Source organism: Bradyrhizobium sp. SZCCHNRI20481 (assembly GCF_032485055.1).
Taxonomy (GTDB): domain Bacteria; phylum Pseudomonadota; class Alphaproteobacteria; order Rhizobiales; family Xanthobacteraceae; genus Bradyrhizobium.
In genome coordinates this window covers 1-23659 of the sequence record NZ_JAUEUE010000002.1, presented here as the reverse complement: position 1 = coordinate 23659, position 23659 = coordinate 1, and the positions used below count along the sequence as shown (strand labels likewise).

At 65.2% G+C, this 23659-nt stretch carries 21 protein-coding genes; 11 read left to right on the top strand and 10 right to left on the bottom strand.

Annotated features, from left to right (window positions below):
* Window positions 1–34 precede the first annotated feature (34 nt).
* Window positions 35–667 (bottom strand): RraA family protein, encoded by a 633-nt coding sequence (locus tag QX132_RS02605; RefSeq protein ID WP_315759208.1) that lies wholly within the window; start codon window positions 665–667, stop codon window positions 35–37.
* A 130-nt stretch (window positions 668–797) separates the two neighbouring features.
* Here QX132_RS02605 and QX132_RS02600 point away from each other — a divergent pair, with 130 nt between their 5' ends.
* Both QX132_RS02600 and QX132_RS02595 read left to right on the top strand, forming a co-directional pair.
* Window positions 798–1697, top strand: a complete 900-nt coding sequence (locus tag QX132_RS02600; protein ID WP_315759209.1) for a LysR family transcriptional regulator — start codon at window positions 798–800, stop codon at window positions 1695–1697.
* Between the two features lie 172 nt (window positions 1698–1869).
* Entirely contained in the window at window positions 1870–2778 is a 909-nt protein-coding gene (locus tag QX132_RS02595) for an amino acid ABC transporter substrate-binding protein (protein WP_316160011.1), read from the top strand.
* 620 nt (window positions 2779–3398) lie between these two features.
* On the opposite strand, the gene QX132_RS02590 is transcribed toward QX132_RS02595, so the two are convergent.
* The 3 genes from QX132_RS02590 to QX132_RS02580 form a co-directional block, all read right to left on the bottom strand.
* Window positions 3399–3599 (bottom strand): hypothetical protein, encoded by a 201-nt coding sequence (locus tag QX132_RS02590; protein ID WP_315738305.1) that lies wholly within the window; start codon window positions 3597–3599, stop codon window positions 3399–3401.
* Window positions 3600–3603: 4 nt separating this feature from the next.
* Entirely contained in the window at window positions 3604–3897 is a 294-nt protein-coding gene (locus QX132_RS02585) for a BrnT family toxin (RefSeq protein WP_315738306.1), read from the bottom strand.
* 635 nt (window positions 3898–4532) lie between these two features.
* Window positions 4533–5621: a COX15/CtaA family protein gene (locus tag QX132_RS02580; protein WP_316160010.1), complete on the bottom strand. Its 1089-nt coding sequence runs from the start codon at window positions 5619–5621 to the stop codon at window positions 4533–4535.
* A 102-nt stretch (window positions 5622–5723) separates the two neighbouring features.
* Here QX132_RS02580 and QX132_RS02575 point away from each other — a divergent pair, with 102 nt between their 5' ends.
* Window positions 5724–5945, top strand: a complete 222-nt coding sequence (locus QX132_RS02575; protein WP_315711497.1) for a DUF2842 domain-containing protein — start codon at window positions 5724–5726, stop codon at window positions 5943–5945.
* On the opposite strand, the gene QX132_RS02570 is transcribed toward QX132_RS02575, so the two are convergent.
* Complete coding sequence (locus QX132_RS02570; RefSeq protein WP_316160009.1) at window positions 5946–7007, bottom strand: polysaccharide deacetylase family protein; 1062 nt, start codon at window positions 7005–7007, stop codon at window positions 5946–5948. It lies immediately after the preceding gene.
* Window positions 7008–7282: 275 nt separating this feature from the next.
* On the opposite strand from QX132_RS02570, the gene QX132_RS02565 reads away from it, so the two are divergent.
* Window positions 7283–8527, top strand: coding sequence for a GNAT family N-acetyltransferase (locus QX132_RS02565; RefSeq protein ID WP_316160008.1), 1245 nt, complete (start codon window positions 7283–7285; stop codon window positions 8525–8527).
* Here the strand turns inward: QX132_RS02565 and QX132_RS02560 are convergent.
* Window positions 8524–10794 carry an exopolysaccharide transport family protein gene (locus tag QX132_RS02560; RefSeq protein WP_316160007.1) on the bottom strand — a complete coding sequence of 757 codons (2271 nt, stop codon included), beginning with the start codon at window positions 10792–10794 and terminating at the stop codon, window positions 8524–8526. The genes QX132_RS02565 and QX132_RS02560 overlap by 4 nt on opposite strands.
* Window positions 10795–11158: 364 nt before the next feature.
* Between QX132_RS02560 and QX132_RS02555 the strand changes: the two genes are divergently transcribed.
* The 3 genes from QX132_RS02555 to QX132_RS02545 all read left to right on the top strand — a co-directional run bounded on the left by QX132_RS02555 (window position 11159) and on the right by QX132_RS02545 (window position 15334).
* Window positions 11159–12292: a glycosyltransferase family 4 protein gene (locus QX132_RS02555; protein WP_316160232.1), complete on the top strand. Its 1134-nt coding sequence runs from the start codon at window positions 11159–11161 to the stop codon at window positions 12290–12292.
* 153 nt (window positions 12293–12445) lie between these two features.
* Window positions 12446–13975 (top strand): undecaprenyl-phosphate glucose phosphotransferase, encoded by a 1530-nt coding sequence (locus QX132_RS02550; RefSeq protein WP_316160006.1) that lies wholly within the window; start codon window positions 12446–12448, stop codon window positions 13973–13975.
* A gap of 87 nt (window positions 13976–14062) precedes the next feature.
* Window positions 14063–15334 (top strand): O-antigen ligase family protein, encoded by a 1272-nt coding sequence (locus QX132_RS02545; RefSeq protein ID WP_315740190.1) that lies wholly within the window; start codon window positions 14063–14065, stop codon window positions 15332–15334.
* Here the strand turns inward: QX132_RS02545 and QX132_RS02540 are convergent.
* Both QX132_RS02540 and QX132_RS02535 read right to left on the bottom strand, forming a co-directional pair.
* A complete protein-coding gene (locus QX132_RS02540) occupies window positions 15331–16509 on the bottom strand; it encodes a saccharopine dehydrogenase family protein (protein ID WP_315740191.1) in 1179 nt (392 codons plus the stop codon). The genes QX132_RS02545 and QX132_RS02540 overlap by 4 nt on opposite strands.
* 127 nt (window positions 16510–16636) lie before the next feature.
* The gene (locus QX132_RS02535; protein ID WP_315740192.1) at window positions 16637–17422 is read right to left on the bottom strand and encodes a DUF169 domain-containing protein; all 786 of its coding nucleotides are present in this window, start codon (window positions 17420–17422) and stop codon (window positions 16637–16639) included.
* A 186-nt stretch (window positions 17423–17608) separates the two neighbouring features.
* Between QX132_RS02535 and QX132_RS02530 the strand changes: the two genes are divergently transcribed.
* Window positions 17609–19456: a tetratricopeptide repeat protein gene (locus QX132_RS02530; RefSeq protein ID WP_316160005.1), complete on the top strand. Its 1848-nt coding sequence runs from the start codon at window positions 17609–17611 to the stop codon at window positions 19454–19456.
* On the opposite strand, the gene QX132_RS02525 is transcribed toward QX132_RS02530, so the two are convergent.
* Complete coding sequence (locus QX132_RS02525) at window positions 19453–20241, bottom strand: YdcF family protein (RefSeq protein WP_316160004.1); 789 nt, start codon at window positions 20239–20241, stop codon at window positions 19453–19455. The genes QX132_RS02530 and QX132_RS02525 overlap by 4 nt on opposite strands.
* A 130-nt stretch (window positions 20242–20371) precedes the next feature.
* Between QX132_RS02525 and QX132_RS02520 the strand changes: the two genes are divergently transcribed.
* The 3 genes from QX132_RS02520 (at window position 20372) to QX132_RS02510 (ending at window position 23090) form a co-directional block, all read left to right on the top strand.
* Window positions 20372–21313 (top strand): acetamidase/formamidase family protein, encoded by a 942-nt coding sequence (locus QX132_RS02520; protein WP_316160003.1) that lies wholly within the window; start codon window positions 20372–20374, stop codon window positions 21311–21313.
* 1015 nt (window positions 21314–22328) lie between these two features.
* Window positions 22329–22526 carry a hypothetical protein gene (locus QX132_RS02515; RefSeq protein WP_006614936.1) on the top strand — a complete coding sequence of 66 codons (198 nt, stop codon included), beginning with the start codon at window positions 22329–22331 and terminating at the stop codon, window positions 22524–22526.
* Window positions 22527–22613: 87 nt separating this feature from the next.
* Window positions 22614–23090, top strand: a complete 477-nt coding sequence (locus QX132_RS02510) for a GcrA family cell cycle regulator (protein ID WP_315740196.1) — start codon at window positions 22614–22616, stop codon at window positions 23088–23090.
* A 40-nt stretch (window positions 23091–23130) separates the two neighbouring features.
* On the opposite strand, the gene QX132_RS02505 is transcribed toward QX132_RS02510, so the two are convergent.
* Window positions 23131–23457, bottom strand: coding sequence for an endonuclease domain-containing protein (locus QX132_RS02505; RefSeq protein WP_316160230.1), 327 nt, complete (start codon window positions 23455–23457; stop codon window positions 23131–23133).
* Window positions 23458–23659: the final 202 nt, after the last annotated feature.

The window sequence follows — 23659 nt, the reverse complement described above, 5'->3', positions numbered from 1 at the left end:
CGCCAAGGCTCGTACGGATGACCGCAATAGACGCCTATTTTGCGTAGGCACCGCCATAGCGCCCCGCGCGGATGCTCGCCAGGATTTCGGCTTCACGCTGCTCCTGCGCGCGGGCGGACTCGAGCAGTTCGGATGCGATCGCCGGCGCGAAAGCGACCACTCCGTCGGCGTCGGCAACCACGATATCGCCTGGCGTGACGATCATGCCGCCAATCGACACCGGCACGTTGATCGCACCCGGACCGTTCTTGTAGGGGCCACGGTGATTGACCGCACGCGCGAACACGGGGAAGTCGGAATTCATCAGCACGCCGGAATCCCTGATCGCACCGTCGACGACGATCCCGGCCGCGCCGCGTTCCCTCGCGATGGCGGCGATGATCTCGCCGACCAATGCCCGCGTCTCGTTGCCGCCGCCATTGACGACGAGGACGTCGCCAGGCGTAATGAGATCGAGCGCGCGATGAATGAAGAGATTATCCCCCGGCGCCGTATTCACGGTCAGCGCGATCCCGGCCATCGGCGAGCCCGTATAGAATGGCCGTAGACTGGCTGCACCAGGCAACCGCTGAAGGTTGTCGCTGATCACGGCCGTGGAAACGCTCTTGAACGCGGCGACGACCGCCGCATCGATCGGCGCACCAGGCTGCGCTTGTCCCTCACCCATTTCTCGCTCCCCGTCTTGCACAGTCCAGAGCGTCGCTCGATGGCGCCCCGACTCGGCAGTGTAGGACTCGTCCTGAATTCAGAAAACCGATAAATGGAGATATCGATCCATCTCTTTTTTGAATGCGAACATGGTCACCCTGAAGCAGCTAGAAGCTTTGAACTGGATCGCGGAGCTCGGCACGTTCGAACGCGCCGCAGCCAAGCTGAACACGACGCAATCGGCGATCTCGAAGCGCATCCAGGAGCTCGAGGCCTCAGCGCGCGTTCCGCTGTTCGATCGCAGCCAGCGCGGGGCTCGTCTGACCGAACGTGGCGAGCAGATCCTTGCTCTTGGCCGACAGATGTTGGCGTTGCAGGACCAGATCCTGGAGTTGAAGGACGGCCGGCAGTCACCGGCGCGCCGTCTGCGGCTTGGGGCGACGGAGCTGTCAGCGCTGACATGGCTGCCGCGTCTGGTTTCGGCCATTCGCGAAGCCCATCCGGCGGTGATGATCGAGCCTGAAGTCGAAACCTCGCGAAGCCTCTACGATCGGCTGATCGAGGGCAGCCTCGATCTCGTCGTCATCCCGGACGTCTTCTCTGACCCGGAGGTGACGTCGCTGCGGCTTGCCGAAGTGCAGAACGTGTGGACGGCGCGCCCCGGCCTGGTCAGATCGCGCCGGAGCCTCGATTTCGACGAGCTTGGTCATCATACGATTCTGATGCAGGGCCGTCGCTCGGGCTCCGGCCTCTTCGTCAACAAATGGCTCGCGGCCAACGGCGTCTCCTTCAAGCGCGCCATCTCAGTCGACAATCTGACTGCGCTGGTCGGGCTCGCCGTGGCCGGCCTCGGCATCAGCTATCTTCCGCAACGCTGTTTTCGTCCTCTCTTCGAGCAGAAGAAGCTGGTCATCCTGCCCGTCAAGCCGACGCTGCCGGCCGTGCCCTATGCGGCCATGTATCGCAACGACAGACCCTCGGCCTTCGCGGCCGCCGTAGCGGATCTGGCGCGCCAGACCTGCGATTTCGGCCGTCAACTCGAAGGTTAGACCGGACAGGTGAACCCGGCGACGACGCCCGGCGCGGCGATCCATCACCTCCAGGAATGAGAAAGAAGGCGGTTTTATCCCTTTTCATCCAGGCCGGAGGCAGCGAGGCTGCATCGCCGCTGCGCGTGCAACGCTGCACGCGCAAAGAGGATTGCTGCGAGGAGAGGTTTTGATGCGCATTTGGGGACTTCTGCTGACGGCAGCGCTCGCTGCAAACGCCGCCGGCGCCGAGGAACTGACGGGCACGCTCCAGAAGGTCAAGGAGACAAACAGGATATCGATCGGCTTCCAGGAATCGTCGGTGCCGTTCAGCTATCTCGACGGCAACCAGAAGCCGGTGGGCTACGCGCTCGACATCTGCGCCCGGATCGCGGAAGCGGTCAAAAAGGAGCTTGGGCTTCCTAACCTCACGATCGAAACCGTCCCGGTGACGTCATCCAATCGCATACCGCTGATGACGAACGGCACGATCGACCTCTTGTGCGCCTCCACTACCAACAACGCCGAACGCCAGAAACTCGTGACCTTTGCCAATACGCACTTTCTCAGCGCCACACGCTTTGCGGCCAAGAAGTCGCTCTCGCTCCAGACGATCGACGACCTCAGGGGAAAGACGGCCGTCGCGATCGCTGGATCGACCAACATCGCACAGCTGAACAAGGTCAATGTCGAACGCAAGCTCGGCATCAACATCGTGCCGGCCAAGGACCAGGCCGAAGCGTTCCTGATGCTGGAGACCGACCGGGCTCAGGCCTATGTGCTCGATGACGTCCAGCTCGCGGTCGCCATCGCGCGGTCGAAGGACCCGGCGGCGTACATGATCAGCAGCGACGCATTCTCCAAGCCCGAACCTTTCGGCATCATGCTGCGCAAGGACGATGCGCCGTTCAAGGCCATCGCCGATCGCGTCACGGCCGAGCTCTATCAGAGCCCCGCCATCGAGGCGCTCTACAAGAAGTGGTTCGAGTCACCCGTGCCGCCGACCGGGATCAACTTCAACTACCCGATGCCGGCCCCCTTACGCGCCGCGTTCAAGTCGCCCAGCAGCAGTCCCGACCCGGACGCGTATGCGCCCGATTGAAGCTCGCGATATCCGTGCCAACAGCAACGGCGGAGATAGCCTCATCCGCCGCAGTCGCCTGCGACGGACGGCCCTCGGCTATTGCCAAGATCAGCGGCGGCGGCGCTCCTGATATCTATTTCGCCGCCTTGATCCGCGCGATCTCCTCCTTGAGGAGCGTCGCGACCAGTTCGTCCAACGACGAGCCGCACTCGGCGTTCGAGAAGTCGTATTCGTTCTTCATTGGTTGAGAGCAGCTGTGATCTTGTTGATCCGCGCGCCAGTAACTCACTCCGCGGCCACGACGCGCACGTCGAGCTGCACGCCTGTCTCTGCCTGCAACACGCCGATCACGCCAAGCAGGTTCTCGGCCGTGGGATTGCCGGATGGCCCTAACATGCGCATCAGGCTCTTCGACGGCCGCCCGAGCGCGTTGCTCAACGCCTCGAAGCCGATCGTTGCGTCGATTTACGCACGCAGGCCGGCGCGGCCGTCATCGGCCTCTCCGCGCAGCAGCGCACTCACGGCTTCCTGGAACAACGCCTCGCGAACGCCGGATCGCGGTCCGCGCGCGCCCGAACCGTGTCGCGGAAGTCTGGTCGCGAAGGCATCACGAGGTGCTCGCAGAAGCTCCCAAAGAGCTATTTCGCAGCCTCGATCCGCTCAATATCCTCCTTGAGAAGCGTGTTGACCAATTCGGTCAACGATACGCCCCGCGCGCTGGCCAGCCCGGTCAGGTGATCGAGCACATCAGGCTCGAGATGCACCGGAGGCAGCATTCGCGCGCCCTTGCGAAAGAACTTGCCGCGTTCGGCGTTCGAGAAATCGTATTCATCCTTCATCGGATCACCCATTCTCGTAGGAGCGGATTTCGCGCCGGGTCGGGCGACGGACAGAAATGATGCGGATCGCTGCGCGGTCTGCCGATAGCTCCGTGTACGTATGCACGACCAGCAGTAGCTCGTGCGCAATATTGCGTCCCATCGTAACCCATCGTTCCTCGCCTGCGCCAGATCCGTCATCGAGACGCGAGAGCGCCAACGGATCGCTGAAGATGCTCATCGCCCGCTCAAAGGCAACGCCATGCTTGCGCAGATTGCTCTCTGCCTTGGCCGGATCCCAATCGAACTCGAATTGCATGGTCCGCCCCACCCGGCGATGTCCGCGACACGCCACGCTTGCCAAACGACGCAAATCAGCTTATGTTCTCTTTTTGTTCCTGTCCAGCCGAGGGGCGCTTCCGGATCGTCCAGTTGCGTAGGGCAGGAATGCGGTGGACGTGGCGGGCCGTGCGTGGACGAAAGTCTGCGCGGACGAGCGGCGTGTCACGGACGGCGAAATCGCGTGGTCCTGGCGCCCCGACGCTGGCGCTAAGTCTCGTGTCGGTGCTCACGCATCGCATGAGGTGACGGGGGCAAGACAGCCCGGTCCCCGGGGAGATCGCGTATAAGCGTTAAAACCATCGCGCGGGGAAGGCCGGGTGCTTTCGGCCGTACCTGTGGTGACCGCCGCGTGCTTTTTTCTTTGCACGCGGGCCATGGGTGCCGGCCAGGCATCCGGCCTTCCCTGCGCCCTCGCGTGTTTTCGAGGGTGAAACGATCGGCAAAGCTCGGCGCGATAGCGCGCGAGGATGAAAACTGATGTCTCCACGTCATTGCGAGCGAAGCGACTTGTCCGCCGAAGCTCGAAGAGCGAAGGCGGAAGCAATCCAGAGTCGCGCGGGACTCTGGATTGCTTCGTCGCCTTCGGCTCCTCGCAATGACGGAAGAGAAACTCTACCCCACCTGCCCCGCAGCCACCGCCGCCTGCGGCACGGCGACAACAGCCGTACGCCGCGGCGACAGGCGTTCGGCCTGCAGCACGGCGAACGTCAGCACGATGATGGCCGTGCCCTGATGCAGCAGCGCCAGCGAGATCGGAACCAGCGCCAGCAAGGTGAGAATGCCGAGCACCGCCTGCACAAAAATCGCGGCGAGCAGCCGGTGGGCGCCGCGCACGACCGCGCGGCCGCTGCCCGTGCGCATCACGTCGAAGGCGTGCCACGCCGCCAGTGCCAGCAGCGTATACGCCGTCATGCGATGCATGAACTGCACCGTCAGATCGTTCTCGAACAGGTTGATCCACCACGGCGAATGGATCCACAGATTGGCCGCCTTCGGGATCAGGCCGCCGTCGATCTCAGGCCAGGTGTTGTAGACGAGGCCGGCGCGCAGGCCGGCGACCAGCGCGCCGAGATAGAGCTGCACGAAGGTGACGCCGACCAGCATCCACGCGGTGAGCCGCAGCCGCGCCGGTGCCGCGGTTTCCTCGCGCGACGCAAGCCGGCGCAGGGTCCAGACGATCGACGCATAGATCAACAGCGCCAGCGAGAGGTGCGTCGCGAGACGGACCGGCGCCACCTCAGTGCGCTCCGTGAGGCCGGAGGCCACCATCCACCAGCCGACCGCGCCCTGCAGCGCGCCGAGGCTGAAGATCAGCCACAGCCTGCGGCCGAGCGGCCCGGAGACGGCGCCGCGCCACAGGAACCACAGGAACGGCAGCAGGTAGACCATGCCGATGACGCGGCCGAGCAGCCGGTGGCTCCACTCCCACCAGAAGATGGTCTTGAATTGGTGCAGGGACATGCCGGCGTTCATCTGCCGGTACTGCGGAATGGTCTTGTAGGCCTCGAAGGCGTCGGTCCAGGCCTGCTCCGACAGCGGCGGCAGGGTGCCGGTGACCGGCTTCCATTCGACGATCGACAGCCCGGATTCGGTCAGCCGCGTGGCGCCGCCGACCAGCACCATCAGCGCGATCAGGCCGGCCACGACGAGCAGCCAGATGCGGATCGCGGCGAGATCTGTGGTGCGGGGAACCGTGGTCATGGACGTTGAACGCTCGATTGAACCGGGGCTGACAGGCCCTTATAATCCCGAGGAAATCGCGCGCAAGCCGTGCCGCCCCCAGCCGAGGCTGACAATCCCGTCATGACGATCCGCACCCGCAAACTGATCGGCGCCGTCGCGCTGCTCCTGCTCGCTTTCGCCTGGTCGATGATGGGCATGGTGATGGCGCAATTCCCTCTGATCGCCAATTCCGGCTGGCTGCAGGCGGTGTATTACGTCGTGGTCGGCATGGGCTGGGTGCTGCCGGCGATGCCGATCGTGAGCTGGATGCTGCGCCCGGATCCGGAGCGGCAGCAGGGCTGATCAGCCGAGATCGAGTTTCGGCTGCGGCGCGGATTTTTCCCGCGGCAGGGTGATGCCGGCCATCAGCACCTTCAAAGCGCGCAGCGAGCGCGAGCGGCCGTCCCAGGCGATCCGCGGCAGCATGTGCAGATGGGTGCGGCCCTCGCTCTGCACGACGCCTGGCATCGTCGAGGCCGCGCTGACGAAGCCCGCCTGCTCGGCGAGCACAACGTCGCTGCGGCGGAACGAATAGCGGTCGCCGAACGGATACGCCATGTGCCGGACCGGGCGGCGCAGCGCCGTCTCCAGCACCGCCTTGCCCATCGTGATCTCGCGCTGGGCGTCGGCATCCCGGAGATTGGCGAGCACGGAGTAATGCACGGTGGCACTGCCGATCGTGACGTTGGGGTCGGCGGCGAGACGGGCGATGTCGGTCCAATCCATCGCGGACTCGCGGCTCAGGGCGGCGAGATCGGCCGAATGGCGCGCGCAGAGGTCGCGGATCGCGATCGACAGCTCGGCCGGCGGCAGCTTGCGCAGCCAGCCTGCGAGATGGGCGAACAACTCGTATTTTTCAGCCGGCGTGACCACGTTGAATCGCTGTTCCCGATGGTCGATCACGAGGCTGATGCGCGCCTCGCGCGCGATCACGGCCTCCAGCGCCAGCCACCAGGCCTCGCCGAGGCCATCGGGGAAGGCCGGGGGCACGTAAGCGGTGAACGGCACGCCGTGGCGGGCGAGCACGGGATAGGCATGCGTGATCACGTCCTTGGAGGCGCCGTCGAAGCTCAGGCAGGCGAAGCGACCGCTTTCGGGCAGCCGGACCGACCGGTGGCAGGCCTCGTCGAGCGAGACGATCTCATAGCCCCAGCGCTTCAGCGCCCGGATCACCTTGTCGAGGAAAACGGGCGTGATCTCCGCGCACTTCAGCGGCTGAAACGCCCCCTTGCGCCGCGGCCGCACCCGCTCGAACCGCAGCACGGCGCCGGCGCCGCCCGTGGCCCGCGACGCGAGCAGCGTGCGTCCGCTGAAATAGGCCAGCTCGAGCCGGGCGCTGCGCAGCCACCTGTTGTCCGACGACAATTCCCGCGCCCCTTCCCCGAATCCCACTTGAAACCAGACCGTCCGCGCCCACCTGATGCTGTCAGACCATGGCGCCATCGCGTCATGATCACCGCCATCCGATGATAGCGATCGTCCGCCGTCAAGATCGCGTGGCCGCTGCCGATTTGAACAGGTCTTTGTTTGTGCCATTCCCGATTTGGGACGAAGTCATTGCCATTACCTTTTGTTGAGACTTCTTTGCGAGGGTCTCCCGACGTCAAGCAACAAAATTCCACGACAACGCGAGCTGCGCGATGACCATGGCCGCCGTGATCGAGAGCCGGACGGCGCAGGCGCCCGCGCGGCGACTGCCGTCGGGGCTCGCGCGGGTCGACATCGTGTCCGATCTGGCTGCCGCCGAGCCGGTCTGGCGCGCGCTCGAAGTCCCCGAACATGTCTCGACGCCCTACCAACGCTTCGACCTGCTCGGCGCATGGCAGCGCGACGTCGGCGCGCGCGAGCATGCGACGCCTTTCATCGTCATCGGGCGTGATGCCGAGCAACGCCCGCTGCTGCTGCTGCCGCTGACGTTGCGGCACGCCTGCGGCGTGCGCATCGCCACCTTCATGGGCGGCAAGCATACGACCTTCAACATGCCGCTGATGGATCGCGAATTCGCCACGCGCGCCAGCGCCGGCGATCTCGACGTCCTGCTCGCAGGGTTGCGCGATCGCGGCGGTGTCGACGTGCTCGCCTTGACACAGCAGCCGCTGCACTGGCGCGATCTCGCCAATCCACTGGCGCAATGGCCGCACCAGTCGTCGGTGAACGACTGTCCGGTGCTGTTGATGCCGCCGGGGGCTGCGCCGACTGCGCTGTTGTCGAATTCGTTCCGAAAGCGACTGAAGAGCAAGGAAAAGAAGCTGCAGGCGCTGCCCGGCTATCGCTACATGGTCGCGAGCAGCGACGCCGAGATCGCCGAGCTGCTCGACTGGTTCTTCCGCACCAAGCCGGTCCGCATGGCCGAGCAGAGGCTTCCGAACGTGTTCGCGGAGCCCGGCATCGAGGCCTTCGTGCGAAGCGCCTGCATGGCAAAGCTCGACTGCGGGCATCGCGCCATCGATATCCACGCGCTGCGCTGCGATGCCGAGATCATCGCATTGTTTGCCGGCGTAGCCGACGAGGCGCGCTTCTCGATGATGTTCAACACCTACACGCTGTCGGAGAATGCGCGCTGGAGCCCCGGGCTGATCCTGATGCGCTCGATCATCGATCATTACGCGCAACAGGATTTTCGCGCCCTCGATCTCGGCATCGGATCTGACGACTACAAGCGGATGTTCTGCAAGGATGACGAGCCGATCTTCGACAGCTTCATGCCGTTGACCGCGCGGGGCCGCGTCGCCGCGACGACGATGGCTGCGGTTGGACGGGCCAAGCATGCCGTCAAGCACAGCCCTGCCCTGTTCCGTCTGGCACAGCAGCTGCGCGGCGCGCTGCGAGCGCGTGGCGGCGCCGCCAAGGTGGACGAAAAGGCCGACGAGAAGGCCCGAGACTAGGCGGCGACGCCGCGCGGCCCCGGCTGGTTGCGGTTGGCGCCTCCGACCGGTGCCTTCAGCATGGTGACGGCGCCGAAGCCGACCTCGCGCAGCTGCTCGCTCATCTGGCTGCGCGCCTCGGCAGGCATGTTGGGATCGGGCACGACGATGGCGCGCGCGCCTGCGGTCAAAAGCTCGGCCGGCAGGTCGGAGGCGTTGCCGGCGTCGAGCAGCACGTGGTCGTAGACTCGCAGCAGCGCATCGATCGCGAGCGCGAGCCGCGGCGATTGCAGTTGGCTGCGGTCGGCGCCGGGGCGGCCGGCGTTGACCAGATGCAGCCGCGAGGCCTGGTCCTTGGTGATGATGGACGCGAACGATGCCTCACCCAGCATCAGCTCGATGAGGCCGGGCGCGGCCGGATCGACCGACACGCCTGCAAGCAGTTGCGGGCTGCCGGCGAGGTCGACCAGCACCGCGCGCGCCTGCGCTGCCATGGTGCGCGCGATCGCGAGCGCGGTGGACGTGACGGCCTCGCCGCCGGCCGTACCGAGCACGGTGACCTTGCGGGCGCCCTCGCCCGCGGCGAGCAGATCGGATGCGAGCTGCTCGAACTCGTTCATCGGCGGCGGCTTGACCGGTTCGGGCGGGACGGCGGCCACCGCTGGCGGCACGACCGCGGCGGGACGCGCCGCTGCAGTCGATGCCGACGCGGCAACGGCCGGCGCTGCGGCGACCATGGGCGCCGCGATCATCGGCTCGACCCGGGCCGCGAGCACCATGACATCCGGCATCGCGTTCGCCGCTGGGATCTGGCTCGCTGGGCGCGGCGCGGTCAGACGCAGCAGCTCGCCGGTGATGACCACGCCCGAGGTCAGCATCAAGGTCGCCAATGTGGCGATCAGCACGATCGGCAGCTTCTTCGGGTACGCCGGCGTGTTGGACAGCACCGCCCGCGAGATGATCCGCCCATCCGCGGGCGGGGTGTCGAGCGACTCACGGGTGTTCGCCTCGCGGTACTTGGCGAGATACGATTCCAGCAGGTCGCGCTGCGACTTCGCATCGCGCTCCAGCGCCCGCAGCTGGACATCGAGGCCATTGGTGGAGGTGGCCTGCTTCTTGGCCTGATCGAGGCTCTGGCTCAGCATCTGCACCCGCCCGTCGGCGATTCGCGCGTCGCTGTCGAGCGAACGCGAGATCTTGCCGGCCTCGTCGCGGATCTGGCGGTCGAGATCAGCCAGTTGCGCTTTCAGCTCCTTGATGCGCGGGTGATTGTCGAGCAGCGTCGACGACTGCTCCGCGAGCTGCGCGCGCAGATTCACGCGCTGCTCGGACAGCCGGCGCATCAGCTCGGAGTTGACCACCTCGGACGCCTCGATCGGCTGGCCGCTCTGCAGCATCTCCCGGATCAGCCGTGCCTTGGTCTCGGCATCCGATTTCAAGGCGCGCGCATTGTTGAGCTGGGTGTTGACCTCGCCCATCTGCTGGTTGGACAGCGACGTGTTGTTGGTCCCCATGAACGAATTCGACTTGGCGCGGAACTCCTCGACCCGCGACTCCGCCTCCTCGACCTTCTTGCGCAGCCCCTGGATCTCCCCAGAGAGCCATTGGCTGGCCGATTTCGCCTGCGCCTGGCGGGCATTCTGCTGAACTACGAGATAGCCATCCGCGATCGAATTCGCGACTTGCGCCGCAAGCGCCGGATCCTGCGACTGGAACTCGACGACGAGCACCCGCGATTTGTCCACGGCGTAAACGGTCAAGCGCTCGTAATAGGCGTCCATGACGCGCTCGTCCGGCGTCATGGCGAGCGGATCTTTCACGAGGCCGATCATCGCCGCGACCGACTTCAGCGGCGACACGCCCCGCAGCACGGGATCGAACTCTGACAGCTCGCCCAGCTTGTTCTTCCTGATGATGTCGCGGGCCAGATCGCGCGACAGGACCAGTTGCACCTGGCTCGTGACCGCCTCGGCATCGAGCGCCGTCCGCTCCTCGGTGCGCTCCCCGTTCGGCCGCACGAACACGTTCTCGCGGCCGTCGATCAGAATCCGCGCTTCGGACTTGTAGCGCGGTGTGATCATGTTGACTGCGGCAATCGACAGAACGAGAGCGAGCAGCGTGGGCAGAAGGATGAAGCCACGCTTTCGCGCCAGGGCACGACCGACCAGCCGGATGTCGAGATCGCCGGCCGGGCCGGGCTCCGCCGACGACGGCGAGCCTGTCACAGGTCGGGCGGAGGCTCCGTCAACCTGTGTCTTCTTGCCGGCACGCCAGAACGCCAACCGCATTATCCACTCCCGCGAGACCCGCGCCACGCCGCCACCATACGTGGTACAATTACACTCTATTAAGGTTGCTGACGGGTTAACCGGAGCGCCTGCAACCTCGCCCTATCGAACAATCGTCATCGTTCGCCATATGCTGCTCGTAACACGTGAGCTTGCGCCAGATCGTCACAATGCTGGTGCGAGCTTGCCTGGTAGTGACGACAAGTGAGACTTTGTTAACCATCAAGCCTCTATCGAGGTTGGAGCTATCGATATTCAGCGACGAGAGGCGCCCGTGCTTCCTCTATCCGCCAGTCGTCAGATCAGCTCGCGCAGCGGCGCCTGGCAAAACCAAGCGCAGGCCGAGGGCGCGGGCGAGTTCGACATGGCACCGTCGCAGAACAAACCTCTCAAAATCCTTCACGCGGTCAGAGCTCCCGTCGGCGGCATCTTTCGGCATATCCTCGACCTTGCCAACGGTCAGGTCGATCACGGGCACGACGTGGGCATCATCGCGGACAGCCTGACCGGCGGCGAACGCGCCGATGCCGCGCTGGCCCAGATCGCGCCTCGCCTGACACTCGGCGTGCACCGCATCCCCATTCATCGGGAGCCTTGGCCGAGCGACATTCTGGCACTGAGACGGTTTTATCGACTCGCCCGTACACTCGCCCCGGACGTTCTGCACGGCCACGGCGCCAAGGCCGGCGCATTCGTCCGCCTGCTGCCGCACCGGCCAGGAACGATCCGCATCTACACGCCTCACGGCGGTTCGCTGCACTACCCACGCGACACGTTCAAAGGCGCGCTGTATGGCCGGCTTGAACGTGCGCTGATGAACCGGACCGACCTCTTCCTGTTCGAGAGCGTATTCGCCCGCGATACCTATGAGCGCATGATCGGCCATCCTCAGGGACTGGTGAATTGCGTCTTCAACGGTGTCACTGCAGGCGAGTTCGACCCGATCGCACCAGCCCGGGACCAGACCGACCTGGCGTATGTCGGCGAGTTCAGGCACATCAAGGGCACGGATCTGCTGATCGATGCCGTCGCGGAGCTGCGCTCCCGTGGCCGCCCGCTGACGCTGACTTTGGGCGGCGACGGCGAAGAGATGACGAAACTCAAGGCTCAGGTCGAACGCCTCGGTCTTGCGGCCGCAGTACGCTTCATCGGCCACGTGAAGGCCCGCGACGGATTTTCGAAAGGGCGGCTGCTCGTCGTTCCCTCGCGTGGCGATTCCATGCCCTATGTTGTGATCGAGGCGGGAGCCGCCGGGGTTCCGATGATCGCAGCGAGAGTCGGCGGCATCCCTGAGATCTTCGGACCGCACGACGACGCGATGTTCATGCCGGGCAACGCGACCGCGCTTGCCGACGCAATCGCTGCCGCACTGGACGATCCGGCTACCACGCAACTGCGCGCCAAGGCGCTGCGCGAGCGGGTCTTCCAGCATTTCTCGCAGAAGGCGATGGTCGATGGCGTGCTCGACAGCTATCGCGAGGCGTTTACCAAGACCTGACGTCATTTACCATCGCTAACCGTTTCTTCCGATTTGGCCCTTAATCCCGCCGGTGGGGAATTTCCCCCGGCGCTATCAGCGCTTACATGACCACAAATACTAACAAACATAATCCGGGCTTGTACGACTGTGGAACCGATCAACGCTCGCTCGATGTTGGATGCTGCTGCGGCGACGGCCGCATCGACCGCCGCGGCCGGACGGCCGGCCGTTGAACGGCGTCGCCGCCTGTCGCCGGCGGCCCTCGCGGTCGCCAATCAGAAGGTCCACCGCGCCTACTCTCCAATCGTCCTCGCCGGCATCGTTCGCATCACCGATTTCGTGCTGCTGAGCGTCGTCGGCAGCGTCATCTATTTCGGCTACGTGGTTCCGCTCAGCGGCTTCCATTGGGAGTATCTCGTTGCCATTCTCGGCCTGGCCGTGACCACGGTGGTCTGCTTCCAGGCCGCCGATATCTACCAAATCCAGGTCTTCCGCGCCCAGGTGCGGCAGATGACCCGGATGATCTCGTCCTACTGCTTCGTCTTCCTGCTGTTCATCGGACTCTCCTTCTTCGCCAAGATCGGCAACGAAGTCTCCCGTCTCTGGCTCGCCGCGTTCTTCTTCGTGGGGCTCGGCGCGTTGATCGCCAGCCGCGTCGTGCTGCGCAACCTCATCCGCAGCTGGGCCAGACAAGGACGCCTCGATCGCCGGACCATCATCGTCGGCGCCGACCAGAGCGGCGAGGACTTGGTGCGTGCCCTGAAGGCGCAGGACGACTCCGAGATCGAGATCCTCGGCGTGTTCGATGACCGCAACGACTCCCGCGCGCTCGAGACCTGCGCCGGCGCGCCGAAGCTCGGCAAGGTCGATGATATCGTCGAGTTCGCGCGCAGAACCCGCGTCGACCTGGTGCTGTTCGCGCTGCCGATCTCGGCGGAAACCCGCATCCTGGACATGCTGAAAAAGCTGTGGGTGCTGCCGGTCGACATTCGCCTTTCGGCCCATACCAACAAGCTGCGCTTCCGGCCGCGCTCCTACTCCTATCTGGGCGCGGTCCCGACGCTCGATGTGTTCGAGGCCCCCATCACCGACTGGGACCTGGTGATGAAGATGCTGTTCGACCGGCTGGTCGGCGGCCTCATCCTGCTGCTTACGCTTCCGGTGATGGCGCTGGTCGCGCTCGCGATCAAGCTCGACAGCCCGGGGCCGGTGCTGTTCCGGCAGAAGCGGTTCGGCTTCAACAACGAGCGCATCGACGTCTTCAAGTTCCGTTCGCTCTATCACCACCAGGCCGACCCCACGGCGTCCAAGGTCGTCACCAAGAACGATCCGCGGGTGACCCGCGTCGGCCGCTTCATTCGCAAGACCAGCCTCGATGAGCTGCCGCAACTGTTCAACGTGGTGTTCAAGGGCAACCTCTCGCTGGTCGGTCCGCGGCCGCACGCCGTGCAGGGCAAATTGCAGAACCGGATGTTCGACGAGGCCGTCGACGGCTATTTCGCCCGCCACCGCGTCAAGCCCGGCATCACCGGCTGGGCGCAGATCAACGGCTGGCGCGGCGAGATCGACAACCAGGAGAAGATCCAGAAGCGCGTCGAGTTCGACCTCTACTACATCGAGAACTGGTCCGTGCTGTTCGACCTCTACATCCTGCTCAAGACGCCGCTGGCGCTGATGACCAAGAGCGAGAACGCCTATTGATATCGGGGATCCGGAGCGGGCAAACGGCCGCTTCGCGCGTGTGTCTGGCCGATCCCGCCATGCGTTGCGTATGAGTGTGAGTTCGCGATGGCCATGACGGCGGCAGCCGGAGAGTTCGCATCGAGGCCGATCGCCCCTCCGGGCGTCGTCGCCCTGCAGCGTGCGCTGGTCTGGCTGGTCGGGGTCTCCGGCGCCATCGTGTTCATCGAACCGAGCCCCTATGAACTCGTCACGCTCGCCTCCGCCGCGGTGTTCTTCGCGACCGGCATGAGGCTGCGCCTCGTCTTCCTGCCGCTCCTGCTGTTGCTGGTCCTGGTCAATCTCGGCTACACGATCAGCGCCATACCGCTGCTCGACGATTCCAAGATCGCGACCTGGATCGCTACCTCCTGGTACATGGCCTTCACGGCGATCTTCATCGCCATGCTGACGTCGGACGACACAGAAGCGCGGCTCGACATGCTCCGCCGCGGTCTCGTGATGGGCGGCGCGATCGCAGCCCTCGCGGGCGTCGCCGGCTATTTCCATCTGGTGCCGGGTGGATACGATCTCCTCACCCTGTATGGCCGTGCGCGCGGCACCTTCAAGGACCCGAACGTGCTCGGCGCGTTCCTGATCCTGCCGGCGCTGCTCGCGCTGCAGAACGTCGTGACCGCCCGCTTCGCCGCGACCTTGCGCGCCAGCTTTGCGCTCGGCGTGATGGCGCTCGCCATCCTGCTCGCCTTCTCGCGCGCGGCCTGGGGCGGCCTCGTCCTCACCGCCGCCTTCATGCTGGCGACGATGGTGCTCACCAGCCAGACGCGGGGCGAGCGCTCCCGCATCATCTTCATGACGTTGGCGGCCGCCGTGGCCGGCATCGTCCTGATCGGCGTTCTGCTCTCCATCGATTCCATCGCCGACATGTTCAAGCAGCGGGCAAGCTTCGACCAGAGCTATGACGAGGGCCGGTTCGGACGCTTCGGACGCCACATTCTCGGCGCCGACATGGCGCTCGACCTGCCGTTCGGGATCGGGCCGCTGCAGTTCCACAACTACTTCCCCGAGGACACCCACAACTCCTATCTGAACGCCTTCATGTCGGGCGGCTGGCTGTCCGGCATCTGCTATCCCGCGCTGGTGTTCACCACTGTCATTCTCGGCTTCCGCTATCTGTTCGTGCGCGTGCCCTGGCAGCGCACCTACATCGCAATCTTCGCAGCATTCCTCGGCACGGTCGGCGAAAGCTTCATCATCGACACCGACCACTGGCGGCACTTCTTCCTGATGCTCGGCACGATGTGGGGCATGATCGCCGCCACGCGCGCCCATCAGGCCGAAGCGAACCGATCCGCAGCGATCGGTGCGCACATCACCTCTTAATCCTCCACCGCAAACGTCAGCCCGGCATTATCCACCAGCCGCTTGATCAGGCTGTCGCGGAGCGCAGCGCCCGGGGTCCAGAATCCACCTTTCACGCCGGCGCCGTCGCGTAGCAGGCCGACGGCGCATTCACTGATCATCTTCGAGGTCGAACCGTAGCCGGGATCGCGGTTGCCCTTCACGGATGCGCGGACCTGGCGGCCGTCGGGGGCGATCGCGACGAAGAGAAGATTGTAGTAGCCGTTCTCGCGCTCCTCCTTCGAGGGACCCTCGCCCGGCTTCGGCGCGTTGGGCCCGGTTTTCTCGGCATTTGCCGCCATCACCTTCTTGGCGTTGGCCTCGCCCTTCTCGCCCGGGCCGGTCAGCACCATCTCGTCATAGACGAAGTCCTGCCCGTAGGGAAAACCCATCAGCATGTTGGAGCGGTGGACATTGCGGGTGTTGATCAGCGCCATCATGAACGGTGCCGTCCAGGACTGCAGATCTTCCTCATAGACGGGCTTGTTGCCCGACGGCTGCTTCGGGCCCTTGAAGCCGGGCGTCAGGGCGAACGAGTCCTTGAGGATCGCTACCAGGCTCAGATCCTTGGCGACCGCATCGAAGGTCGCCTTGGCGCTCGCCGCGGTGCCGCCCGAGAGCGTGCCGCTCATGCCGCGGACGCGGCCCTTCACGCGCGACGCTGCGGCGCCGAGCACCTTCTTGGCCTGCTGCTGCACGAAATAGACGCCGAGCTCGAACGGCACGGAATCAAAGCCGCAGGAGAACACGATGCGCGCGCCGCTCTTCTCGGCGGTGGCCTGATGCTTGTCGATCATCTGCCGCATCCACACCGGCTCGCCGCACAGATCGACATAGTCGGTGCCGGTTTCGGCGCAGGCCGCGACGAGCTCGTTGCCATAAAGCTGATAGGGACCGACGGTGGTCAGCACCAGCTTCGTCTGCGCCACCATGGCCTGCAGGGATGCAGGATCTGAGGCGTCCGCCGCGATCAGCGGCGTATCGGCAGGCGCACCGATCTGGTCCCTGACAGCCGCGAGCTTGTCGAGGCTCCGGCCCGCCATCGCCCAGCGCAGCGACGTATCGCCGCGATACTGCGCGGTGAGATATTCGGCGACGAGCTTGCCCGTGAAGCCGGTGGCGCCGTAGACGACGAGGTCGAATTTGGAAGACGTCATTCTTGTTCCCTAGATCTGCTGCAAATGAGTTGCTCCGTCATTGCGAGGAGCGCTTGCGACGAAGCAATCCAGACTGTCTCTGCTGAAGGACTCTGGATTGCTTCGCTGCGCTCGCAATGACGATCACCTATTTCTTCCCATACGACACGCTCATGCCGGCGCGGACATCGTTCTGGATGCCGTAGGGCGCGATCGGGTAGCGCAGGCCGTTCTTGGCGAGCTGTTTCATGCCGGTGATCGCCTTGGCGAGATCGGCCGGCTTGAGCGCCATCAGCATCTCTTCATCCGGCACGCCGCCATAGCGGCGCTCGGCGAAGCACGGCAGCGACAGGCTCGGCTCGCCGGTCTTCAGCGCGCGGCCCCAGGAGTCGGCGCAGGCGGTCTCGCCGACGACGCCCCATTCGAACTTCTTGTAGCCTGTATATTGCAGGCCGTTGATCAGGATGATCATCTGTCCCGGCGTCGCATAGACGAGGCAGATGTCCGGCGGATCGAGCCGGCCGCTCGACAGCGGGCTGACCGCCATGGCCTGGTAGCGGCCGAACGGCACGACGTCGAGCGCCTCCTGCCGCTTGCGCGCATCCTCGGCCGTGCCGTGCCAGACTCCGACATAGTTCTCGCCCTTGAGCCAGGTCTCGTCCTGCGGGCCGAGCCCGATCACGGCCCGGCATTGCGCGCCGACGAGATCGTCGCCGGTGATGCCGACGGTCCAGCCGAGCCGTGCGGCCATGCTGACGATCTGGTCGGTCGTGTGCACGGCGTTGGGACGGCGGATCTTCTCCACCGCCTCCATGTCGGCGACGCGGGCGAACATCTTGATGCCGATGACGGTCGTCTTCAGCCGCAGCAGGTTGTTGAGATCGGCGACCATGGCAACCAGATCCAGCCTGTCCGGCGCGCTCGGCTGTTGCATGTGGCGTTCCCCTCTGCCGCACCCATCGGATGGCGCGATCCGTGCGTTCGATGTCGGGCGCTTGTTAATGCCTTGCACCGGCCGAGGCCAGTATTTCTGCGCGACGCGCTCGCACGCCATACCATGATCCTTCTCGATGTCCCTAGAATCACTTATGAATTTTTGATCCTCGGACAGGGCCCCGCGATGAGCCAGCGCGACCGGAAAGATGGCGCGACAAGCGCGAAGGCCGGCCCCGGCGGAGCGCCGGTGCTGTCGCCGGCCGCGCTCTACGAGGCCGGGCTGCATCACCTCGGCGCCGGCCAGCTGCTCGATGCGCAGATGTGCTGCGAGCAGGCGCTGGCGGCCGACCCGAACCACGCCGACAGCCTCGCGCTGCTGGGCATCGTCGCGCTGCAGACCGGGCAGCACGACCACGCCGTGGCGTGGTTCTCGCGGGCCATCCGACAAACGCCGAAGATCGACTATCTCACCAGCCTCGGCTTCACCTTGAAGCAGATGGGCCGGCTCGACGATGCGCTCGCGGTGTTCGACAAGGCGATCCAGCTCAAGCCCGACGATGCCGAATTGTGGAAGCATATGGGCGGCGTACTGCTGGCGCTCGACCGCGGCGCCGAGGCGCTGCTGAGCTATCAGCACGCGCTGACGATCGATCCCGCCCACCGTGAGGCTGCGTTCCAGAGCGGCCTGCTGCTGCATCAGCAGCAGCGCTATGAGGAAGCCGCCCGAGCCTTCACGATATGCCTGACGCAGCAGCCCGACGACCTGCAGTCGCTGCAGATGCGCGCCCGGTGCGTTCGCGAGCTCAAGCTCTACGACGACTATCTGGCCGATTGCGAACGCGCGCATGTGTTGGCGCCGACCGAGCCGATGGTCTGCAACAATCTCGGTGATGCCTTCGTGTGCCTCGGCCGCAGCGCGGAGGCGCTGCCGTGGTTCGACCAGGCCCTGGCGTTGCGGCCGGACTTCGTTGAGGTGCTGCTCAACAAGGGTTTTGCGCTGCTGCAGCTCCTGCGTTTCGAGGATGCTGCTGCCGTCTACCGGCAGATTCTCGCGCTCGTCCCCGATCATCCCAAGGCGGCGTGGCAGCTCGCGCATATCGAGCTGCAGTGCGGCGACTTCGTCTCCGGCTGGGCCCGGCGCGAGGCGCGCTGGGCCATGCCGGATTTCTCGATCGACTATCCGCGCTTTGCCGAGTCCAAATGGCTGGGCCACGAGGACATCGCCGGCAAGACCCTCCTCATCGAGGAGGACGAGGGTTTCGGCGACACCATCCAGTTCGCCCGCTACGTGCCGATGGTCGCCGCGCGCGGCGCCAAGGTGATCCTGGTGGTGCGCGAGGCGCTGCGGCCGCTGATGGCCGGCATCGACGGCGTGACGCAATGCCTCGCCTACGCACCGGACCTGAAGCGGCCGGTCTTCGACATGCACTGCCCGGTGATGAGCCTGCCGCTGGCCTTCGGCACCACGCTCGATACCATTCCACCGCCAAGCTATCTCCCGCCACTGCCGGCCGAGCGCATCGCGGCCTGGGAGCGGCGGCTCCGAGCGCATGACCGGCTGCGGGTCGGTCTCGTCTGGTCCGGCAATCCGCATCAGGGCAACGATCGCAACCGCTCGATGCCGCTTGCGACCCTGCTGCCGCTGCTCGATCTCGGGGCGGATTTCATCAGCCTGCAAAAAGAGCTGCGGCCAGCCGACAAGGCCGTGCTGGCGCAGCAGAGCGGCATCCGCGACCTCACCGTCGAATTGACCGACTTCGTCGAGACCGCGGCGCTGATCTCCTGCCTCGACGTCGTCGTCACCGTGTGCACCAGCGTCGCGCATCTCGCCGCCACGCTGGGACGTCCGACCTGGATCATGCTGCCCCATCTCGCCGACTGGCGCTGGCTGCGCGATCGCGACGACAGCCCGTGGTATCCGAGCGCGCGGCTGTTCCGGCAGGACGCGAGCTGCCGCTACGAGCCGGTGGTCGAGCGCGTGCGCGGCGAGCTGGCGGCAAAGGCGGCGGGCTTCAGCAAGACGATTGCCTAGGCCGGTCCCGGAAACAGATCGTCGATGCGGCCGCGCAGGCGGTAGGCCACGAGCCCGACCCATTCGCGCACGGCGATGTCGGCGCGGCGCAGTCCGAGCAGCGAGATGCCGTCGAAGTCGAGCACGCGGCCGACGCGCCAGTCCACGGGATAGGGCTCGACCGGGAAGCCGGCCTTGCGGAACAGCCCCACCGAGCGCGGCATATGATAGGCCGAGGTCACCAGCAGCCAGCGCTCGCCCGGCTTCGGAGAGATCATCGCCTTGGAGAAGATCGCATTCTCGTAGGTGTTGCGCGACTGCCGCTCCAGCAACAGCCGCTCCTTCGGCACGCCGAGGCTGAGCAGGATCTCGGCGCCGACATCGGCCTCCTTGGCCTCTGTCGCGATCAGGTTGGCGCTGCCGCCGGTGAACAGGATGCGCGCATTCGGGTAGCGCCGCGCCAGCGCGGCTGCCTGGATCACCCGGTCGGCGCCCGCCACCGTCACCGGCATGCCGTACATGACCGACAGGTCGGAATCGACGGGACCGCCAAGCACGATGATGCCGTCCGGCGCGCCGCTCGCCGGGTCCCATTTCGGAAACCGGCTCTCCAGCGGATAGAGCATGAGGCTGCCGAGCGGCGTCAGGCCCACGATCGCCAGCAGCAGCATGGCAGACACCACGAGCCTGCGCCCCAGCACGGAAAACCGGGTCAGCATCAGGATCGCGCCGACGAGGCCCAGCGCGATCATGAAATTGGTCGGCAGTGCCAGCAGGCCGAGCGTCTTCGACAGCACAAAGAACATTGCGAGCTCCGGCGCGGAGTGAGGTGCCACGGCCGCCCTCATACACGACAGCGGCCATGCGTCGCCATCTCTCTGCGGCGGCCGGCGGATGCGCTATGCTCGGTCCCGAACCGGTACGAATGAGAGGACCATGGCCCATCACCATCTGCACGCGAGCCCCGAGACCTGCCATTGGGGCTTCTTCGAATCCCGGCTGAAGCCGGTGCTCACGATCGACAGCGGTGACGAGGTCACGATCGATTCGATCAGCGGCGGGCCCGACGTGGTGCCCGACACTAGCAAATTCCATGTGCCGCCGGAATTGTTCGACGTCCACGCCCGCAGCGAGCGCATGGTGCCCGGCCACATCCTGACCGGCCCGATCGCGGTCAAGGGCGCCGAGGTCGGCGACGTGCTCGAGGTCGACATCCTCGACGTCCAGCTGCGGCAGGACTGGGGCTACAATTTCATCCGGCCGCTGGCGGGCACCCTGCCCGACGATTTCCACGAGAGCCGGCTGATGAACATCCCGCTCGACAAGGACCGGATGGTCGGCAAGCTGCCGTGGGGCCTGGAGCTGCCGCTGGCGCCGTTCTTCGGCGTGATGGGCGTGGCGCCGCCGCCGGCCTGGGGCCGGATCACATCGCTGATCCCGCGGGCGATGGGCGGCAATCTCGACAACAAGGAGCTTAGGCAGGGCGCCAAGCTGTATCTGCCGGTGTTCGTGCCAGGCGCGCTGTTCTCCTGCGGCGACGGCCATGGCGTGCAGGGCGACGGCGAGGTCTGCGTCACCGCGATCGAGACCGCGCTGCAGGGCCGTTTCCGTCTCACCGTGCGCAAGGATCTCAAATTCGACTATCCGCGCGCCGAGACGGCGACGCACTACATGACGATGGCGATGGACCCCGACCTCGACCAATGCGTGGTGCGGGCGCTGCGCGACATGATCGTGCTGCTGGGCGAGAAGCGCAATTTGTCGCGCGAGGACGCCTACACGCTGTGCAGCCTCGCCGCCGATCTGCGGGTGACCCAGACCGTCAATGGCTCCAAGGGCATTCATTGCATGATCGCGAAGGCCGTCGTGCACGGGTGAGAAGACAGGGCTGAGCGTCGGGCCAAACACACTGCTGTCGTCCCTGCGAACGCAGGGACCCATAACCACCGAGCCAAGTCCTGACGAGAGGTGGCTGGACTTGCGCAAGCCAACTGCTCCCTGGGGTTATGGGTCCCCGCGTTCGCGGGGACGACGCCATTGATGCCGCGCGAGGGAGCGCATCGAACGACGCGTGACGTCGCGCTGCCGCGGCAGATCCTGCCCGGGTCATGCTGCAGCATCTCACCCTCTGAAAGGTCGGAGGGCGCAGGGAAGGCCAGGCGTCGGCTGACGCCCGCGGCCCGCCTGCGAGAAAAAATGCAGGCGGCAGGTACCACAGGTGCAGCCGAGAAACGCCCGGCCTTCCCTGCGCGATGGTCTTCACGCTTATACGCAGTCTGCCTGGTGCGCCGGGCTTGTTGGCCACCATGCGCGATGATGCGCTTTCGCGCACCACCGCGGGGACACCAGCATCGGGGTGTCAGCACGCTGCGACTTCACGTCCGCGCCGAGCCGTTCGTCCGCGCGTCCATAAGGACACGCTGCGGCTCCATCGCGGCCATCGCTCCCCGCCTCGCGTGTCGTGACGATCGCGCGCAACGCCCCTCCGGCTGAGACGGGATGGCGGCACTAAAGCACAATTTCCGGAAAAACGAAAGAACAATTTCTGGAATGACGAATTTTTTTTCGCAGTGACCGCGATGGCCGCCGCCTGCTCTGCGGAAATTTCAGCCAGGGTTCCCCAACCAGGCACCGTGGCACGACGGTGGTTGAAGAGACCATCGGACACCGCGGCTCACGCGAATCTTCTCGACCCGTGCTTCGCCGTCGGATTCCGGCCCCGGACTCGCCGAGCGGGCGGAGAGTCACCGTCGCGACCGGTCAGGTCCGTCATATTTCCATAAAATTCAATGCCTTAACCAGTTATCCCCAAGCCGCTGTACAACCTATTGGATTCCTAATAGAGTCTAAAAAGTTACTTTTCTGTACACCGGTTACGGACTAGCTTTTAGGCATGGCGACGGAAAAAGCCGAAACTGACCGCATCCCCGTAACCCTAGCCCTGGCAACCATCGGCTATCTCGAAAAGCTCGTGAAACAGGGAACCCATGGCACCAGCGTTCCGGGTGTCTGCAGAACGTTGATTGAAGAAGGCATCCGGCTCGCCATCAAGGATGGGCTGCTGTCGATTCGCGACAACGGACGGGCGTAAGCTAGGGACACGCAACGCGGACAACAGTTTTCGGTGCAGCCGTCGGCCAGGACGATCCAGGACGGATCAAACTTGGAAGCGACAACAATGCCCGCCGAACGACAGACACTCCCCACCTGGACCGAGGAACGGCTCCAGGCCCTGAAGCAGCACTTTGAGGCCGGGCTGACCTGCCGAGAGATTGCCGCCGAGCTCGGCGTCAGCCGCAACGCCGTGATCGGCAAGATCTCCCGCCTGGCACTGACGCGCGACAATGGCGGCGATTCCAGGCGCGTGGTCCGCGCCGAGACCACACGCGATGGCGCACGCCGTCCCGTGCCAAAGCTGCGCCGCCGCATCCTGCGCGCGGTGCAGAACGACCCGCCGCCTGTGATCGTCGAGGAGCCGGTCGGCACCGTCGTGAATGGCTGCTCGCTGTTCGAGCTCTCCAAGGAACGCTGCCGCTGGCCGATCTCGACGCCCGGCGCCGATGATTTCTGCTTCTGCGGGTCGAAGCCGATCGAGGGCTTGCCGTATTGCCCGAGCCATACGCGAATGGCGTATCGGGTGGCGTCGTCAAGGTAATGAGGGCGGCGTAGCAAAGATCCTACGGGCCTAATGGCTTTCACGCTTTGCCTAGTCTCCGCATTTTGCGGGGACGGTGCGGCGGCCTCGTCTCCCCTCCCCCTTGCGGGAAGGGGTCGGGGGTGGGGGTCCACGCGCGCTGAATTTCGTGAAGTACACCTTCGATGTTTCCCAGGACATCGCTGTTCCAGAAGCGCATCACCCGATATCCCAACGCCTCGATCTGCCGCGTGCGGGCCGCGTCTTCCTCCTGCTGCCAATCATGTTGGCCTCCATCAACCTCGATAACTAATTTGGCCTTGCGGCTGACGAAGTCGACGATGAAGGGCCCGATCTGAGCCTGACGGCGGAAGTGAGAACCGGCCAGATCGAGATCGTGGCGAAGACGTTGCCAGAGGATCCGCTCGGCCTCGGTGGGCTAGGCGCGCATCCGGCGGGCGAATGTTTGCTGGCGATCATCCATGGCGGAAAATCTCATCACACGCAGCGCGACTCTGACCGACCGGGTTGATCCCTGACATTTTGGACCGGGCTGATCCCTGACACTATTCGATCACTGCTGTGTTGTC